This is a genomic window from Saccharothrix texasensis (assembly GCF_003752005.1).
Taxonomy (GTDB): domain Bacteria; phylum Actinomycetota; class Actinomycetes; order Mycobacteriales; family Pseudonocardiaceae; genus Actinosynnema; species Actinosynnema texasense.
Genome location: NZ_RJKM01000001.1, coordinates 8094453 through 8111904, shown reverse-complemented (window position 1 = coordinate 8111904; position 17452 = coordinate 8094453). Strand labels below are relative to the sequence as shown.

Below are 17452 nucleotides of genomic sequence, written 5' to 3'. Positions count from 1 at the left end.
ACTACTCGGCCCGCCCCTGACGCCGGCCCAGCAGCGCCTTCATCTCCTCCAACGACACCGCGTCCGGATTGGCACCCAGACGCTGGACCTGCTCGGCCTTGGCCAACATCCGGTAGTACGAACCCGGATCGCGCAACTCGCCGTAGGCGATGTGCCGCCACTTGCCCAACAGATCCCGAATCCCGGCCAAGTCCTTCGACACCTTGGCCCGCTCCAACACCAACTCCCACTCACGATCGAACTCCGCCACCAGCATCGGCGTCAACGCAGCCCGGATCGCCACCGGATCAGCCGCAGGCACCACCGGACCGCCACCGGACGGCACCGACGCAGCAGGAGAGGCCATACCCCACCCTAACGCCCAACCACCACGAGCGTCCTCCGACCGCTGATCACCGGCCAGGAAGCCACCGCGGCGATGGTGTCTGAAAGACACTCATAACCGACAGGCCAAGCACGAGCCTCCGCAGACCGCCGGTCCACACGTCGACACTCCGCCCAACCATCCTCGATGATCTGATCAACGAGCACGAACCCACGACCGCGTAAGCGCAGCTCAGGCCGTGTGGCCAACTATTGGCACCCCACACGGCCGCACTCTCGGCGCGGAGATGGTGATCCCCATTCCCTGCAGACGACGAGCCGCGCCGGGCGGTCGCCGACTTTTTGCGCGAGGCCCAGCGGCTGCTTGGTGGCAACGAGATCGACAACTACCAGCGGGAATGCACATAGTCACCCAAGTGCGGCTGGAGTACTGGATCACAACCGGCCGCCAGGACACGCAGGTCAACAGCACCTAACGAAGTCCTACTAGCCCTCGTCGTCGAGACGGGCACCTTCGATAGTGCGCATCGGTGGCAGACCGCCAGCCTCGGCATTCACGTTGCTGAGAACCCGCACCACGTCTTCCCGATCGACCAGACCTTTCTCCAGTAGAAGCTGCAACATTTCGATGGCCTGGGAGAATTCTATTTCCCGCTGTTGCATCAGTAATCTGACCACGTCGTCTACGTCTTCGCCGTGCCCGGCCAAGCGCAGGGCGAGGAGGTTGTGACTTCCCGACTGCAGTACGTCGGCGTAGAACTCGATCCGTTCCCGCTTGAGGGCCAGTTCGTAGCGCTGCTTCATCGCGTCCAGCTGGTGCTGGTGTTCTGCTCGCTGTTTGCTCAGTTCGTGCTCGAAAATTTCGGTCTGGCGAACCTGGTCGAGCCATTCCCGTTTGCGTGCGGCGAGCGTCCAGTTCGCGACGTGAGCGGCCGTGGTCGCGTCGAGCGAGAGGGCTACGTCACAGTGGGTGACCACTATCGCGTCCGAGATGTGGAGCTGCCGCTCGTTGAACTCGAGGTTGATGCTCTTTTCCGCCTCAACACCGCTCTCGGGCTTGAAATTCCGGCTCAATTCCCGAAGGCGCCGTTCCAGGTGGTGGCGCACTTCGGGGCCAGGCGAATTGGTGTATAGGCGAACCGCTGCGATGGGATCTGTCACGCGCCAGGTGGCGCGAACTCGCGCAGAGAAGGTGAACACTTCCTCTTGTGAAGGAAGTTCTACCGTGAACTCCTCATGGTGCGGAAACGAGTCCACGGCGTAGGCGTCGGCACCACCGGCGGGGCGAGTCGCTGGAACCGAGTCGGCCATGGCGGAGAGCAGGCTACTGCCGGGTTGGCCGAGGGGGGCTCGCGCGAATGCGGGCGAGGAGTCCGCCATGGCCGACAGGAAGCGCTGCCAAAAAGAGCTGCTGTGGGTCATCCCTTCACCTTCCCTCCGGCGAGACAAGCGACTCCGCGTAGCCGGCGATCTTCTTCACCACGACCGGTGCGGCTGCGCCGATGCCGAACGCGACAAAATCGCTCGCTACGATCGCTGTGGTGGCAAGGGCTGCTGTGGTCGCCGTGGCGATGGCCAGGTGCAGCAGAGTGGCCACTGCATAAATGCCCCCACCGGGTCCTTTCGGACGAGTCCAAGGCCATGCCTTGACGCGCTGGGTGGCTTCGATGAATAATATTGCGCGATTGGCCGCAGCGCCGACCAGCCCCCACATAGCGTATTGCCACATGGCGATAAGGTAGCGAATACCGGGAGCCGCGTCGATGCACCGAACTCGATCGGTACCAAGGTGCAATCGCCGTTGCGGTACTGGCCTGATCGTGGCGCCGCGACACCGGCGTGCTTGACGTCGACCGGGCTGACGGACGTGCCCGCGACAGGCAAGGGCGCTTCCTGCACCGCCTGCCCGGGCGATCCGGACCCAGTGGTGGGCAATGCCGCTCCACCGGTACCTCTGCTTCACCGCCAGCGACGGCTTCTCAAGCGGCACGGGTCGATCGGAAACCCTGTGCCTGCCGAGAACCTCATCCATGCAGGTAGAGGACGTATAAACCCAATAGACGTCAAGCGCTCGCGGGGACGGCTGCCATCCGCTGTGACGTCGACCAGCACGGCATGATGATCGGCTGTGCTGCTTCGACTGGCCTACCTCGGCGTGACCAACGCGTTCGCGTTGCTGCGCCTGCTGCCTCTGAGCGACCGGGACAAGGACACGGAGATCCTGGCGCTGCGCCACCAGATCATGGTCCTGCAACGCCAACTCGGAGACACCCGCCCACGGTTCTCCCCCGCCGACCGGGCCTTCCTCGCCGCACTGCTGCACCGACTCCCGGCGCAAGCGCTTCGTCGACTCCGACTACTGGTGCGCCCGGAGACAGTCCTGCGCTGGCACCGAGACCTCCTCGACCGTCGCCACACAGCCGGATCCCGCCCCAAGCGGCCCGGCCGTCCACGGACCATCCGCTCGATCCGACTCCTGGTGCTGCGCCTGGCCCAGGAGAATCCTGCCTGGGGCTACCGCCGCATCCACGGAGAACTCCTCGTCCTCGGCATCAAGATCGCCGCGTCCACGGTATGGCAGATCCTCAAGGACGCCGGAATCGACCCGGCACCAGAACGCGTCTCCACAACCTGGTCGGCCTTCCTCCGCTCCCAAGCCGACGCACTCCTGGCCTGCGACTTCTTCGAGACCACCACCCTGAACGGCACCCGCCTCTACGCGCTCGCAGTGATCGAGCACGCCAGCCGCCGAATCCGAGTCCTCGGCGCCACCGCACACCCCACCGCATCCTGGGTCACCCAAGCCGCCAGAAACCTCGTCATGGACCTCGACGACGCGGGCAGACACGCGCGATTCCTGATCCGCGACCGCGACGGAAAGTACCCGGCACTATTCGACCCCGTCCTCGCCGACGCCGGCATCCAGGCCGTCCTCAGCGGAGTCCGGATCCCACGGATGAACGCGATCATGGAACGCTGGATCCACAGCTGCCGCCGTGAACTCCTCGACCGAACGCTGATCTGGAACCAGCAGCACCTGCTCCACGCGCTGCACGAGTACGAGCGGTTCTACAACACCCACCGGCCCCACCAGGGCATCGACAACGCCCGACCACTACAACCACTGCCACAGCCAGCCACCGATCAAGCGACCCTCACCCGCCTCGACATCCGCCGTCGGCAACGACTCGGCGGCATCCTCAACGAGTACCATCACGCAGCCTGAGCTGCATGGATGCGATTTTCGGCATGCACACCGCTGGCGGAAGGCATGAACCCGGCCCGTCGGCGTTCCGCACGAAGGACACGCCACCTCCTCGCCCCTGGTCGACGCCCGCACCACGATCACATCACCGGCGTCCTCGACGCCCTCGACCACCAGCGCCGAAAGCCCCGAGAACACCGCACCGACCAACATCGCCATCTGAGCCACAAATGATCATGACAACCCTCGCCCCTGTCACGGTCCGGGGGTCCACCGCACCACCACCGGAAGTGCGCCAGAGCCGATCTTGAAACAGTCACAGCGCGTCATCGCGGCCATCCTCGTCCTCCACCATGTCGAAACCCGCCGTCGACCACGATGAAAAAGGCTGTGAGACTTGGCAGTGGCTGGCCTGGGGCTGGCTGGCAGGGTCGGTGTCGTGGCCTTCGGTTTGGGTGTGGTTCGTGAAAAGGGTGGCCCGCAGGGTGCCTTGAGTGAGATCTGCCCGCCCGAGCCGGGGACGCGACGCCGGCCCTGCCGCTCTCGCCAGCTACGGCGCTACTTCTCCACCTGCCGCACCCCCACCCACAGCTCCGTAGCGACCACCGTGGTCTTCTCGCCCCGGGCGAACGGCTTGCCAGCCTCGAGTCGGATGCGTTCCGCGCCCGCTGCTCGCGGGGCGTCAAGCCACCACCCTGCGCATACCTCATCCACCCGGCATAGCGTGACGATCAAGAAACGTCACGGGGCCAGTTCCAGCCCACCAACGCGAATTCACCCCTGTAACTGTCAGTGGCCGGACTCGTGCCGTCGACGGCCCCGAGAGTTCAGGGGCGTGCGCTGCAATTATCAAGGAACAGGTTACGCTGTCGCCACCAAGCAAGGTGGCGACAGCGCTTTTGTTTCACTATGAATTTTTCAAAGAGCACTGCCGCACTGCGGCTGGCCAGCAGGCATGGGTCAGAGACTGCGAAAGAACGCCGCGAGTGCCGTCGCGACGAACCGCACCACCGCGACGAACCGCACCACGACCTCGGCAGCAACTGTCGGCTGGAAGAGGGCCAGCGCCACGAAACCCAACAGTGCCAGGGTGAACAGCGGCCGAAGTATCCTGCGACGGGGTGACTCGACCGTCGGCAGCCACATCGCCTTGCCGCCTCCGCGGATCATCATGCGTGCCATGATCGCCTCCTCTGGACCTGTCCTGTGCTGGTCGCAGGGAGAAGTTTCCGGTTTTCGGCCACTGATTCCGTGCCCTTCTCTGGTGAGGTTTTTTCCGCGCGCCCGGCAGGCCGGGAAGTGCCCTGGCCTGCGGATACACGAGTTTTTCTGCACTGATTTACCCCACCGTGGAGAAAATTCCGCGAGGTGTCGGAGGTGTCGCTTGCTCGTCTTCTATGACGGGCGAGGGGAGTATCCGGCGATCGAAGCACGCGCCAAGGCCGAGGGCGCGGCGATCGCCTGGGTCGACCAGTGCGGGCTGCGCTCCGATGCCGCACCGCCCGGCCGATCCTGGGCGCCGAAGGGCAGGACTCCGATCGTGCGGGTGACCGGCAAGCGGCTGCGGGTCAACGTCATGTCCGCGGTCGCCTCGCGGGGCGCGTTGTGGTTCACCGTGTTCACCGAGCGGTTCACCGCGTCGGTGTTCATCGCGTTCCTCGACCGCGTCGCCAGCCAGGCGGGTCGGAAGGTGCACGTCGTCGCCGACCAGCACCCCGTGCACCGAAGCGAGGCGGTCCTCGCCTGGCTCGAGGACAACGCCGACCGGGTCGAGCTGCACCTCATGCCCGGCTACAGCCCCGACAAACTGCTCAACGCCGACCTCAAACGCAACGTCAATGCCTCCCGCGCCCGCAACGTCGACCGCTGACGCCAACATTGGCGAATAACCGACGTCACCGAACACCACCAAAGCCAGCGGTGCCGCTCACGGCTGTAACGTTGGCCACGACCGCACTTCAGGGAGGTTCCATGACTGCCAGCAGCAGCCCCGTCGACCTCGCCGTGCTCGCCGCACGGGTGATCGACTCGTCGCAGGCACGCAGCGGGCGCTACCTGCTCGGCATCGCCGGGCCGCCAGCGGCCGGAAAGTCCACCTTGGCCGAGCGGCTGCGTGACGAGGTCAACGCCAAGCTCAGCCAGAGCACTGCAGAGATCGCCCCCATGGACGGCTTCCACATGTTCAACGCCGACCTGGACCGGCTGGGCCTGCGCGCGTTGAAAGGTGCGCCGCAGACCTTCGACGTCGAGGGGTACGTGGCCAAGCTAAAGCAGTTGCACACCGAGGCCGAGGTTGGCTGGCCCGCCTACGACCGGGAAGTCCTGCACGAGCCGGTGCCCGACGCGATCACCATCGGCCCAGACATCGGCATTGTGATCACTGAAGGGAACTACCTGTTGCTGGACCAAGAGCCTTGGGCACAGGTACGCCAGATCCTCCACGCGATTTGGTACCTGGACGAGCCGCTTGATGTAATCACCGATCGGCTGCGCCGCAGGCATTTGGCCATCGGCCGCACCCCGGAGCAGGCCGAGGTGAAGATCCGCGAAACCGACTTGCCGAACGCTGTGCTCATCGAGGCTGGCAAAGGCAACGCCGACCTCGTGTTGTTGAGTTAGGCGAACCGCTCCCTGCCCGACGCCATCCAGGCGCGGGTGCCGAACCGCTCGCAGGACGCCGCCGCCACGGCCGCTGCGTTCTCCAATGCCCTCGGGAAGTCCCGGTCGCGCAGGTAATAATGGCAGAACGCGCCGTGGAAGATGTCGCCGGCCCCGAGGGTGTCCAAGGCAGTGACCGATGGCGGTTTGACCACTCCCCCGTTGCGTCGGGTGGACCAGCGGATCGGCCCTTCCCCGGCTGTGGTGGCCGCGCACCGCACACCCTGGTCGTGCAGGTACTGGTGCGTCTCGTCCACATCAGCCGTGCCGGGAGGTGCATACCTGGACGAGCAGATGGCGATGTCGATGTGCCGCAGCAGCTCGGCGTGCGTGGGCTTCCAGTGCCCTCCGTCGAACACCACCGGCACCCCGGCGGCTCTGGCCGCCGCGGCGGCCGCCGCGCACGGCTCTGCCTGATGCCCGTCCACTAGTACGATCCCCGCCTCGCCGAGCAGCGCGGCCGGGTCGGCCGGGGCGGGGGCCTGGACGCGGGTGGCGTCCAGGGACACGACCGTCCGGCTCGCGGTCTTCCCGGAGACGATGATCGAGGACGCTGGCGGGCCGCCGTCCTGGTCGGGGGCGAGGTCGACCAGCTCCACCTGGTGGCGGGCCAGGTCGTCGCGGATGAGACCGGCCATCCAGTGGCGTCCCACTGCGGTCGCCAGCCGGGATTGCCCGCCAGCCAAGAATGCGAAGGCCACCGCTGCGTTGGTCGCCGGGCCTCCGGCAGCCGTGGCCTGCTCCAGCGCGGTGACCTTATCGTCCTCGTCCGGGTACTCGGCCACCAGGTACCCCAGGTCCACGGTGGACAGCCCGACGAACAGACCCTCTGCCATCAAGCGCTCCTGACTCCTCGACCGGCTCTGTGTAGGTGCTGGAGCACGGCGCTCTTCTCCGAGTAGCGGCGGACCTTGACCGCCGCGACGAAATCCGCAGCTCCGGCCTGATCGTGCAGGTCCCGCCAGTTTGTGGCCAGGTACCACGCCGCGCCGGGCGTGCCCATCGGCCCCAAGCCCGAGCACAGAAACCACACCCGGTCCGGCGCATCCGGGAAAGGCCGTGCCCGCACGATGATCCCGTACTGCGCATCCGGCGTGGACTTGAACTCGGTCTCGTCCGACAGCCGCAGGTACTCGCTGCCCTGCCCGTCGGGCAGGACCTGAAACAGCGGGCGGTCGACGGTCTCAAGATACATGTGGGTGACGTCGTTGCTGGACAATCCGAAGGAGATGAGGCTGCGAGCGGGGTTGCGCACCGCGTCGACGTCGGCCTCTAGCGTCCACGATACCCGCAGGTGGGTCTGGAACAGCTCGGCCGCGTACACGAGGGCGCGCATGTCGTTCACCGCGCACACGGCGGGCACATCGATCCTGTGCATCCTGGTGAACTGAGACTCCTCTTTCTGGTACAGCAGCTGCTGGTTCAGGTTGAGGCCCGCCAACGCCTGCCTGGTCTCGCCGGACAGCCGGAACACCGGGTAGACCAGGGCCGCGCCCTTCTCGGCGATCTCGGCCCCGACGAACTCGGAGAACTCCCTGGCTGCCGGGTCGCCGGGGGCCTCCGGCGGGGCGGAGGCCCCCGTGACCCCTGCCATCTCCAGCACCTGATTCTCATTGCAGGCACCCAGGTCCACCGCGTCCACCAACCGGTCGGCCGCCACGCCGTACATCCGGGCGAGCATCCGCAGCGCCAACGCCGTGGGCCGCCTACCGCCTTCCGGCCAACGCTCGTAGTCGGACACCCGCTGCGCGGTCATCGGGGCGCGGCCAGTGGAGTCCAATTGGTTCCACGCGTCGGCTGTGTCCTGCAAGGTCATCCCGGCTGCCCACCGCGCCGCCAGCCTGGGCCGGGCCTTCGCCTTGGCCTCGAAGACCTTCGCGATCTCAGCAACGGTGTGGCCGCTGGCGGATAATCGCCGGCGGACGGCCTCCCGCTCCGGCTTCTGCATCCGATAAGCGTAACTTCCACAGCGACCCTGTTGAAAGACCCAGCTCAGAAGGCATGTGGCAGGCGATGCCATGTGGAATCTGAGGTTCCCCCGATAGCTCGTAGTCTTTCCAGGCATGGTCCGATAGGGCCTGCCTCTCGGACCGGGGCTGCGTCTAACAGCCGGAATGCCGCGACCATCGTGGGCGAGGTCGCGCCGTGTTCGTCGAAGGCGACCTCCCCGGCGTGCACTGCCAGCCGCAGCCGGGCGCGCGCGGCGGTGGGGCTGGTGGTGTTGTGCGCGCACTGCCCGCGCCAACGCCTCGGGCAACACCTCCAGCAACGGCGCCTTCGGGTACTCCGGCGGGACCAGCACCACCACACCGTCCCCGGCGTCCCCGTGCCAACATGACTGCATCGGCACTCCCGCCGTAGCGAGCGCCTCGGTTAACACCCCTCTTGGTCAGACTGCTGTGAGACACCTCGTGTGAGCGGGGTTCCTGATCAAGAGCGGGATCGGAGATCCTTGTGCTCGTGTCCACCCCATCCGACAAGCCGCCTCGGCGTTCCTCCGGCGGGACACCGGCCGATCCGGCCGCGCGTCCGTCCCGGCGGACGTTCACCGCCGAGTACAAGCTCGCCCTGGTCGCCGAGTACGAGAACGCCCCGAACGGGGAGAAGGGCGCGATCCTGCGTCGCGAGGGCCTGTACTCCTCGCACGTCATCGAGTGGACCCGGGCCCGTGACGCGGGCCGGCTGGGAAGCGGACCGGCCGAGCCGGCGGAACCGAGGAGGAAGTCGACCGAGCAGATCGAGTTGGAGAGATTGCGCCGGCAGAACGCGAAACTGACCTCCGACCTGGCCAAGACCCGAATGGCACTGGACATCATGGGAAAAGCACACGCGCTCTTGGAAGAACTCTCCGGGAGCACGGACGAGGACAGGCCGCCGACGAGGTCTTGACGACTGCCTTCGGCGAGTTGCGTGCCGCTCTGGTCCCGGTGACCACGTCGTGCGCGTTGACCGGCAGGTCCCGGGCCACGCACTACCGCCGCCTCGGGGCGACGGGCCCGGTGCACGGCCCCCGACCGCGCCGTCGTCCGCCGCCGCACGCCCTGGACGCCGCCGAACGCGCCGGGGTGCTGGAGGTGTTGACCAGCCCGGCCTACCGGGACCTGGCGATTCCGCAGGTGTGGGTGCGGGAGCTGGACGAGGGCCGCTACCGGTGCTCGGTGTCGACGATGTACCGGATCGCCCGCGCCGCCGGGCAGGTCCGCGAACGCCGCCGCGTCGCCACCCATCCACCCCGCGCCCGGCCCGAACTGCTCGCCCACGGCCCGAGCCAGGTGTGGTCCTGGGACATCACCGCGCTGAAAGGGCCGGTGAAGGGCGTCTGGTACCGCTGCTACGTCGTGCTGGACATCTTCTCCCGGTACGTCACCGGGTGGCTGGTCGCCGCCGCGGAGGACGCGGTCGTGGCCAGGGACTTCCTCGCCGACGCCGTCGCCCGCAACGGCACCGCGCCGCACACGGTCCACGCCGACCGCGGTGGCGCGATGGTCTCCAAGCCCGTCTCCGGGCTCCTGGTCGACCTCGGCGTGCTCCGCTCCCACTCCCGCCCCCGCGTCTCCAACGACAACCCCTACTCCGAGGCCCAGTTCAAGACGATGAAGTACATGCCCGACTTTCCCGACCGGTTCGGCTCACTGGAGGACGCCCGCGCGTTCTGCGAGGAGTTCTTCCTCGCCTACAACCACGAACACCGACACTCAGGCATCGGCATGCACACCCCCGCGTCCGTCCACTTCGGAACCGCCGATCAGATCCGCGACCAAAGACAGGCCACCCTCGACCGCGCCCACACCCGATATCCGCAACGCTTCGCACACCGACCCCGGCCACCCCGACTGCCCGAGGCAGCCTGGATCAACCAACCCGTCGGGCAACCGCAGCCGACCCCGTAAACACAACCTGTCTCATCTGAATTGACAACTACCGGCGAGACACTGACAGCTCTTGGCGACGGTTCCTGCGCGCGCAGGCCGCGAGCATGTTGGTCTGCGACTTCTTCCACGTCGACTGCGCCGTCACACTCAAGCGGGTCTATGTGTTCTTCGTGATGGAGGTCGCCACGCGCTACGTGCACATCCTCGGCACCACGACCAACCCCGACTGGCCCTGGACCACGCAACAATCCCGCAACCTGCTCATGGACCTGGCCGATCCGGCAGACGGCTTCCGGTTCCTAATCCGCGACCGGGCCGGCCAGTTCACCGCCTCGTTCGACGCGGTCTTCTCCGACACCGGCATTCACGTCGTGAAGATCCCGCCACAATGTCCGCAGGCCAACTCCTACGCCGAACGGTTCGTCGGAACCGTCCGACGCGAAGCCACCGACCGACTGCCCATCGTCAACGAACACCACCTACGGGCGGTCCTGGACCGCTACGCGACCCACTACAACCATCGCCGACCACACCAAGCCCGGCAACTCGCGCCACCACGACCTGACCGACCGATCGCAGAGCCGGGCTGCATCTCGATACGCCGCCGACCAGTCCTCGGCGGCCTTATCAACGAGTACGAACCCACCGCAGCCTAACCGCAGGTCAGACCATGTGGCCGACTTCTGGAACCCCACAGGGTGAGAGCCATGCACGTCAGGTCCTCAAGATCTACGAGGAACACTACAACCGACACCGCGCCCATCAGGCTCGAGACCAACTACCACCCGAGACCCAACAACACCCCGCCGCGGTGCACGACCTCGACAGCCACAGAGTGCACCGCACCCGCATCCTCGGCGGACTCATCAACGAGTACAGACATACCGCCTGACCAGCAGCGATGACTTTCGAGCGGTACAGGTCCCACTGGCGCAGACGCCACCAGTACCGTGCTAGAAAGAGCCACTACCAGCGGAAACGCACATAGTCACCAAGTGCGGCTGGAGTATTAGGTTCGACGACGACCGCACCCCTCTACGGCCTCCACATTCTCTACCACTATTAGCGAATGGCATCAATTCTGCAGATCATACAACTGAGGTTTTGCGTGCATTACGCGCATTCCTGTCGTTTTAGCCCCCACGGAGAACAGCGCGTCGACCGTGCTCGCCATCGCAACGAAACTGGAACTTGAAGGCTGAACGTACTTATGGTGAGCGACGATAAAATTCTGCCGATAAATAGCGATTCCCCGTTTTTGCCAGTAACGCGTATCGTGAATTCCTAGCATATTGCCGGACCCTACAAGCAATGCGTCGCCCCCGGTAATCCGAGCCAGCTCATAGATTCTAGTAGTTCGTTCTGTCCGCGGACACAGGTCGGAAGCAAGGTAGATACGGCACCGCAAACCAAGCAAGTTGCAGAGGTGTCGAATTAGAGTCATATTAACATCTAGCAAGCGGTCACCCGAACTCCTCATCGCATCCCAGATCCCTGCATGCAACTGTCTATAATTAGGGTGGTGGCGGTACTCGTTCTCGAAGATGCGAATTACCCTTTCAATCCCGCGTGTGTGTATGTAGATATTTCTAATCACCTCCCCGCTTGAATGCTTTACGACTGGCAAAGTAGCCCAGCGTAGAGCCCCATCTCTCGTTACAATCCGTGTGCGATGCTGAAAGTAATCGCGACGAAAGTCGACATCATCGAGGAAAATAAAAGTGTCGCTAACAGCAAGCTTGTTTATATATCCAAGCCAAGGTAGAAAATGGGGTTGATGTATCGTCACAAGATTCTTGGGGCTCGGCATATCAGATGGCCTTACAGACGAAGTAGTGCCACTTATCAGTTGGTTGTTCACAGTTTTCCCAACGGCTACCGTCTGTCGCGTATACACTCAATACGCGAAACGACTCCTCTGCGAGCAATTCATTTTGCCACTTGCGATCAACGTAGTAGGTCATCAACCCGAAATTCAACGCTCTATCATTCACTAAGGCGTAGTCTTCGCCGAACTCTTGATACCTTCTCATCCTTGCTCGATTGAAAACGCATCTAAAGAAGCGTTTGGTTTCACCAAGACGCCACGGGCGCACGGGAATAGGTGTGCGAGCTGCCGTTTCGGCGAAGGTACGGTCGTGTGTTGAGAAGATAAAAAGACCACCACACCGCAACACGTTTCGCACTTCGCTAAATACCGTTCGTCGATCACGGATAGGAATTGAATCTATCCCGTTGTAGCCAAACCAGCAAAGGTCAAACTCCTCAGCCCTAAATGAGTGAAGATTACGTGCATCTACCTGTGACACCGTAATGCCAGGAAGGCGCTCTTTGAGTTTCCGTGTCATGGGAATGCTAAAATCAGTAGCCACAAGCGATTTAGATATGGTGGCGAGAGCGGCGGTAAGCCGACCTCCGCCGGCGCCGAGTTCGAGCGTCATTGCCTTGCGTAGCTCTGAGCCATAGTCTGCGATTATAGCAACCTCAGGTGGCATCCAGCCTCCGGTTGAGTACAGTTCCGCAACCCTGCGCAGCCCATATTTTCGCATGTTGACTGACTCGACGTCGACACTCACTTTTCGTATCAATTTTCGCTCGCTTCGGCCGCTATTGTGTGTTGTCGTAAAGTTGCGTTGATCTCGTGGACAGTTTCAAGAAGTCGAAAGTGTTGGTCAGACTCCTGTGCAAATCTGATCATCCCCAAAACGTCCTTCGGTAGACACTTTCCAGCATATCCCGGGTCAAGCTCAAATGCTGCAGTGTGGTCCCTCTCTATCCGTGAATCAAGTAGCCATCCTTCTCGAACGGTATGCCAGTCAAGATCAATCTTCGAACAAATCCTTCGGAACTCGTTAACAAAAATAACCTTCGTCGCAAGATACGAATTCTCCATGTACTTGATGAGTTCAGCCTCGGCTGCCTCACATTGGAAAAATCTCATGGCGGGTCCATACACCCTAGTTAGCAGCTCGATAATTTCACCACGGCCATTTTGTGATCCGCCGATGATCATATAAGGGGTTTGCTTCTCCAGCATGTCCCAGGGAGCTGCGATATATCTAGTCTCTCCAACGTACGCAGGAGAAAAGAGTACTTGCTTGCCAGTCGCTTGCGCGATTTGGTCGGTTGTGCCGGGTGGTACAGTCGATCGCACCAATAGAGTTTTGGAAGGGCACCGAGAAACGGCATTGAAAACGTTATTGATATTGATATCGCCGCTTGGTAGTGGCGGCGTATCCACGCAGATCATCGTCAGATCACAATCACGAAGCTCGCTTGTAGGATACTCGGAGCTAGAGGCAATATCATAGGTTACCAGGCTGCAAGACTTGGCTAATTGCTTAGCTAAGTGGCTACCGACATGCCCCAGTCCTATGATTCCCACCTTTATGTCATGTTGCCGCAACGCGTCGACTCCTACTCTCGTTGAGACGCAACTTCGTGGGCCGTGTCGAAACATAGACTGTTCGATCCTCCAATTAGACCCCGAGGTCCACCGCGCGAACAAGCCGCGTATTGGGTGATTCTCTCGGCTGGCCGGCTGGTGGTTGATGTAGCGGACCTTTGAGGTTGTCCCCTCGGATCGGACGCCCTGATCCCAGACAACGGTCTGGGGAAGGATGTTCCCCGTGTCAGGCAAGTCGAACTATCCCGAGCAGTTCCGCAAGGACGCCGTCGAGCTGGTCCGCTCCTCGGACCGGCCGTTGCGGCAGGTCGCCCGCGAGCTGGGCGTGAACCACGAGACCCTGCGCAACTGGGTCCACGCCGCCGATCGGGCGCAGACCGCCCCGCCGGTCGGCGGGGTGTCGGCCGATGAGCGGCAGGAGCTGCGAGACCTGCGCAAACGGGTGGCCGAGCTGGAGTTAGAGAAGGAGATCCTGCGCAAGGCGGCCGCCTATTTCGCCAAGGAGATGGGTCGTTGACCCGCAGCTACCGGTTCATCTCCGAAAACCGCGCCGCCTTCGGCGTCACCCGGCTGTGCAGGCTCCTGCGGGTGCGACACCCGGGGTTCTACGAATGGCTCGCCGCCGCCCCCGTCGAGGCGGCGCGGGCGAAGGCGGATGAGCGCCTGGCCGCCGAGACCGCCGAGGTCCACGCCGGGCACCGGGGCGCCTACGGCCGCCTGCGGATCACAGCCGAGCTGCGCCGCCGCGGCCGACAGGTCAACTACAAACGAGTCGACCGGATCATGCGCGAGCGTGGGATCGCAGGTCTCACCCGCAGGCGACGCAGGTCGCTGACCAGGCCAGACATGGCCGCAGCGCCGGTGTCGGACCTGATCGGCCGCGACTTCACCGCCCCGGCGCCGGGTCGACGGCTGGTCGGCGACATCACCTAACCCGCCCACCCGGGAGGGGTGGCTCTACCTGGCCACGGTGATCGACCTGCACACCCGCGAGGTCGTCGGCCACGCGATGGCCGAGCACATGCGCGCCGAATTGGTCCGCGACGCCCTCGACCTCGCCGCCCGGCGCGGCCTCACCGACCAAGACGCGATCTTCCACGCCGACCGCGGGACGCAATACGGCTCCGGGCTGTTCCGCCGCGCGCTGGCCGGTCACGACATCCGGCCGTCGGCGGGACGGACCGGGTCGTGCTTCGACAACGCCGTCGCCGAGTCGTTCTTCGCCACCCTCAAAACCGAGATCGGCACCACCGTCTGGAACACCCGCGACGACGCCCGACGCGACGTCTTCGCCTACCTCGGCTACTACAACCACGACCGTCTACATTCCACACTCCACTACCGCACTCCGCACGAAGCCCGCACCGGCTACCGTCAAGCACTCACACCCGTGGCATGAAATCCGGTGTCCGATCCTCGGGGACAATCTCACTTGAAGCCGCCAAGCGTGAAATAGTCCCGAGCCGCGTGGTAGGTTCGGCGTAGGCGACCCTGTTGCTATAGTAGACGTTCAGCCGTGTGACAGGGGGCCGCATGCCAACAGGGGATGATCACGGAAGCGCGGAGGCAGGGTCATCTGTCGTTAACAATCAGATCTCCGTGTCAACCTCTCCATCGATCGTTCAAGCTGGAACGATCACAGGCGGCATTCACTACAGTTTGACTCATCAGGTCCCAGTGCCACAGCAATTGCCGCCGGCGCCGATATGGTTTACGGGGCGATCTGGCGAATTAGACAAAATAACCGACGCCTTGGATAGGTCAACGAGTTCTGAAACTTCGACGACTACTGCTATAATCTCGGGCGCTGGCGGCATGGGCAAAACATCGCTTGCACTGCATTGGGCGTATCAGAACCTGCAGCGTTTCCCTGATGGCCAGTTATTCATCGACTTGTGCGGCTTTTCTCCCGTTGGCCAACCTTTGACATCGGGTGCGGCAGTAAGTGCATTCCTGGAGTCCCTCGGCGTCGACCAGCGCGCTATTCCTGTAGGTCTAGCCGCCCAGGTTGGACTATTTCGCAGCCTAGTGGCGGGAAAACACATCCTCATCGTATTAGACAACGCCCGAGAGTCTGAGCAAGTTGTTCCATTGCTACCCGGAAGCGCTACCTGTACGGTTCTGGTCACCAGTCGTGATCGTCTCTCCGGACTGACCGCCAGTTACGGGGCCGACCTAGTTCGGATCGATGCTCTCTCGGAGAGCGATTCCCGGCGCTTGCTAACCGATCGATTGGGATCGACACTCCTTTCCAGCGATCCCGTAGCCACAGATGAACTACTGGGCTGGTGCGGCGGTCTTCCATTGGCGTTAAGTGTACTGATTGGCCGAGTAAGTGCAAGTCAACCCGGTCTCCCGCTAAAGATTTTCGCAGCCGAACTGCGAGATGCCACCACGCGTCTAGGTGCCCTGGATGACGGTGAGCCAAGAGCCAGTTTGTCGGCTGTGCTCTCGTGGTCGTATCGTGGTCTTGATGGCGAGCAGGCGCGACTGTTTGATCTTCTCGGGTTGACTCCAAGTGGCGATATCAGCTTGAGCGCGGCAGCCAACTTGGCAAATCTTTCGGATAGTTCTGCAAAGGCGTTGTTGCGCAGCCTAGAGAGAGCTTCATTGATCCAGCAGCACATGTCGGAACGTTATCGAATGCATGACCTTCTGCGGCTATATGCCGCAGAGCGGGCATTCGGCAAACACACCGAGGGCGACCGCAAAGCCGCGATGCGCAGACTGGTAGATTATTACCTTCATACGGCACATGTCGGGGACAGAATCCTTCATCCTCATCGAGCATCCGTCGAACTGGACCAACGAGCGCCTGGTTGCCACTCTATTGATCTGCTGGACCAATCCTCTGCCTGGACGTGGTTCGACGCTGAACACTCTTGCCTGCTCGCCGTACAGCGGATGGCTCTGGATCAACGGTGGTATGCGGCAGTGTGGCAGTTGGCCTGGGTTTCAGACACCTTCTATACTCGACGCGGGAGACTCTACGACCATCTGGTCGTATGGCAAGTAGCGCTTGATGCGGTGTCCAGAATCGACGACGGAGCTATTCAAGCCACGGTGCATCGGCTCTTTGGGCGTGCATGTGCCCGCGCCGGTAGACACACCGTGGCCATGAGCCATCTGCAACGTGCACTTGTTTCCGCCGAAGCTGCTGGGGACCGCCTCGGCCAAGCGCATACCCACCACGCCCTTGCCTGGCTATTGGAGCAAGCTGGAGATGACACCCACGCTCTCGAACACGCTACTCTGGCACTACCCCACTATCGTGCTATCAATGATCCTGCGTGGGAAGCTCGTGCACTTGGTCTACTCGGCTGGTACCAGGCACGACTTAAGCACAATGACCAGGCTTACGCCACCCTACGAAACGCCCTTTCCCTTTCCCGTCATCACGGCTACATGTTGGGGGAGGCTGAGAGTTTGGATAGCCTCGGCTACCTTGCGCACAACACTAGCAAACATGCACAAGCGTTCCGTTATTATCAACACGCCCTCAGATTATATCGGACTCTGGAGCACACGTATGACGAGGCGGATATTCTAGACCGGCTCGCCGAGACCCTGTACGCTCTTGATCAATATGACCAAGCTCGCCAAACCTGGACGCAAGCTCTTGAACTGTATCGAACGCAGCAGCGTGTCGCCGATGCTAATCGCGTTGAGCGCTTGTTGGGCCAGTGCCGCTAGCGCATTTGCGCGCTATGCGCGTGAGGTGGAGTTGGGACGCGATGTCGACCATGGTCGAGTATCCTGTCCGGGCGCCATCTAGGCAGGTCCCATCGACTCGTCAGTCCGCTCCAGAGTACTTTCTACGGCAGACTGGGTGGCTGACTGTCTAACCGGCAGGATGACGTAGAGAACCGCCGTGGCCGTGATTATGTCGACCAAGTATCGCTTTCCGATCTTCTCGATGAACAAATGCGTCTTTGCTCCGGCCTGGCTAGCCAACTCTACCGGCGTAGCAGGTCGTGATCGACGCCA

At 62.9% G+C, this 17452-nt stretch carries 18 protein-coding genes and 2 pseudogenes; 10 read left to right on the top strand and 10 right to left on the bottom strand.

Features of this window, described 5'->3' with window-relative positions:
• Window position 1: 1 nt before the first annotated feature.
• The 3 genes from EDD40_RS36530 to EDD40_RS41230 all read right to left on the bottom strand — a co-directional run bounded on the left by EDD40_RS36530 (window position 2) and on the right by EDD40_RS41230 (window position 2053).
• Window positions 2-346 (bottom strand): DUF6247 family protein, encoded by a 345-nt coding sequence (locus EDD40_RS36530; RefSeq protein WP_123746917.1) that lies wholly within the window; start codon window positions 344-346, stop codon window positions 2-4.
• A gap of 464 nt (window positions 347-810) precedes the next feature.
• Window positions 811-1746, bottom strand: a complete 936-nt coding sequence (locus EDD40_RS36525) for a hypothetical protein (RefSeq protein ID WP_123746916.1) — start codon at window positions 1744-1746, stop codon at window positions 811-813.
• Window positions 1747-1750: 4 nt separating this feature from the next.
• Window positions 1751-2053, bottom strand: a complete 303-nt coding sequence (locus tag EDD40_RS41230) for a hypothetical protein (protein ID WP_148089023.1) — start codon at window positions 2051-2053, stop codon at window positions 1751-1753.
• Between the two features lie 399 nt (window positions 2054-2452).
• Between EDD40_RS41230 and EDD40_RS44025 the strand changes: the two genes are divergently transcribed.
• Window positions 2453-3550 (top strand): integrase core domain-containing protein, encoded by a 1098-nt coding sequence (locus EDD40_RS44025; protein WP_123746915.1) that lies wholly within the window; start codon window positions 2453-2455, stop codon window positions 3548-3550.
• A 540-nt stretch (window positions 3551-4090) separates the two neighbouring features.
• Here the strand turns inward: EDD40_RS44025 and EDD40_RS44910 are convergent.
• Window positions 4091-4239, bottom strand: a pseudogene (locus EDD40_RS44910) (IS630 family transposase); the annotation flags it as partial.
• A gap of 250 nt (window positions 4240-4489) precedes the next feature.
• Window positions 4490-4711 carry a hypothetical protein gene (locus tag EDD40_RS42125; protein WP_170185326.1) on the bottom strand — a complete coding sequence of 74 codons (222 nt, stop codon included), beginning with the start codon at window positions 4709-4711 and terminating at the stop codon, window positions 4490-4492.
• Between the two features lie 202 nt (window positions 4712-4913).
• Between EDD40_RS42125 and EDD40_RS42120 the strand changes: the two genes are divergently transcribed.
• Together EDD40_RS42120 and EDD40_RS36510 are read left to right on the top strand one after the other, a co-directional pair.
• Window positions 4914-5399 carry a transposase gene (locus EDD40_RS42120; protein WP_170185325.1) on the top strand — a complete coding sequence of 162 codons (486 nt, stop codon included), beginning with the start codon at window positions 4914-4916 and terminating at the stop codon, window positions 5397-5399.
• Window positions 5400-5500: 101 nt separating this feature from the next.
• Window positions 5501-6148 (top strand): nucleoside/nucleotide kinase family protein, encoded by a 648-nt coding sequence (locus EDD40_RS36510; RefSeq protein ID WP_123746913.1) that lies wholly within the window; start codon window positions 5501-5503, stop codon window positions 6146-6148.
• Here the strand turns inward: EDD40_RS36510 and EDD40_RS36505 are convergent.
• A complete protein-coding gene (locus EDD40_RS36505) occupies window positions 6145-7023 on the bottom strand; it encodes a PfkB family carbohydrate kinase (RefSeq protein WP_123746912.1) in 879 nt (292 codons plus the stop codon). The genes EDD40_RS36510 and EDD40_RS36505 overlap by 4 nt on opposite strands.
• Window positions 7023-8135, bottom strand: a complete 1113-nt coding sequence (locus tag EDD40_RS36500) for a hypothetical protein (protein WP_123746911.1) — start codon at window positions 8133-8135, stop codon at window positions 7023-7025. Before EDD40_RS36500 ends, EDD40_RS36505 begins: the two co-directional genes overlap by 1 nt.
• 512 nt (window positions 8136-8647) lie before the next feature.
• On the opposite strand from EDD40_RS36500, the gene EDD40_RS36490 reads away from it, so the two are divergent.
• The 3 genes from EDD40_RS36490 to EDD40_RS36480 all read left to right on the top strand — a co-directional run bounded on the left by EDD40_RS36490 (window position 8648) and on the right by EDD40_RS36480 (window position 10715).
• On the top strand, window positions 8648-9076 hold the full coding sequence (locus EDD40_RS36490) for a transposase (protein WP_148088765.1): 429 nt from the start codon (window positions 8648-8650) through the stop codon (window positions 9074-9076).
• Window positions 9073-10077 (top strand): DDE-type integrase/transposase/recombinase, encoded by a 1005-nt coding sequence (locus EDD40_RS36485; RefSeq protein WP_148088674.1) that lies wholly within the window; start codon window positions 9073-9075, stop codon window positions 10075-10077. The genes EDD40_RS36490 and EDD40_RS36485 overlap by 4 nt, the downstream gene beginning before the upstream one ends.
• Window positions 10078-10163: 86 nt before the next feature.
• Window positions 10164-10715, top strand: coding sequence for an integrase core domain-containing protein (locus tag EDD40_RS36480; RefSeq protein ID WP_211348315.1), 552 nt, complete (start codon window positions 10164-10166; stop codon window positions 10713-10715).
• A gap of 419 nt (window positions 10716-11134) precedes the next feature.
• Here EDD40_RS36480 and EDD40_RS44905 read toward each other — a convergent pair whose 3' ends face one another.
• The 3 genes from EDD40_RS44905 to EDD40_RS36465 form a co-directional block, all read right to left on the bottom strand.
• Window positions 11135-11869 carry a WbqC family protein gene (locus EDD40_RS44905; RefSeq protein ID WP_123746909.1) on the bottom strand — a complete coding sequence of 245 codons (735 nt, stop codon included), beginning with the start codon at window positions 11867-11869 and terminating at the stop codon, window positions 11135-11137.
• A 1-nt stretch (window position 11870) separates the two neighbouring features.
• Window positions 11871-12554, bottom strand: coding sequence for a class I SAM-dependent methyltransferase (locus EDD40_RS36470; RefSeq protein ID WP_170185324.1), 684 nt, complete (start codon window positions 12552-12554; stop codon window positions 11871-11873).
• A gap of 89 nt (window positions 12555-12643) precedes the next feature.
• Window positions 12644-13309, bottom strand: coding sequence for a Rossmann-fold NAD(P)-binding domain-containing protein (locus EDD40_RS36465; protein ID WP_170185323.1), 666 nt, complete (start codon window positions 13307-13309; stop codon window positions 12644-12646).
• A gap of 379 nt (window positions 13310-13688) precedes the next feature.
• On the opposite strand from EDD40_RS36465, the gene EDD40_RS36460 reads away from it, so the two are divergent.
• From EDD40_RS36460 to EDD40_RS36445, 4 genes and pseudogenes are all read left to right on the top strand, one after another.
• Window positions 13689-13982 (top strand): transposase, encoded by a 294-nt coding sequence (locus tag EDD40_RS36460; RefSeq protein ID WP_170185322.1) that lies wholly within the window; start codon window positions 13689-13691, stop codon window positions 13980-13982.
• Window positions 13979-14398 (top strand): IS3 family transposase, encoded by a 420-nt coding sequence (locus tag EDD40_RS36455; protein ID WP_123746905.1) that lies wholly within the window; start codon window positions 13979-13981, stop codon window positions 14396-14398. Before EDD40_RS36460 ends, EDD40_RS36455 begins: the two co-directional genes overlap by 4 nt.
• Window positions 14399-14414: 16 nt before the next feature.
• Window positions 14415-14864 (top strand): annotated as a pseudogene (locus tag EDD40_RS36450) (IS3 family transposase); the annotation flags it as partial.
• Between the two features lie 200 nt (window positions 14865-15064).
• Window positions 15065-17158 (top strand): ATP-binding protein, encoded by a 2094-nt coding sequence (locus tag EDD40_RS36445; RefSeq protein ID WP_170185320.1) that lies wholly within the window; start codon window positions 15065-15067, stop codon window positions 17156-17158.
• Window positions 17159-17452: the final 294 nt, after the last annotated feature.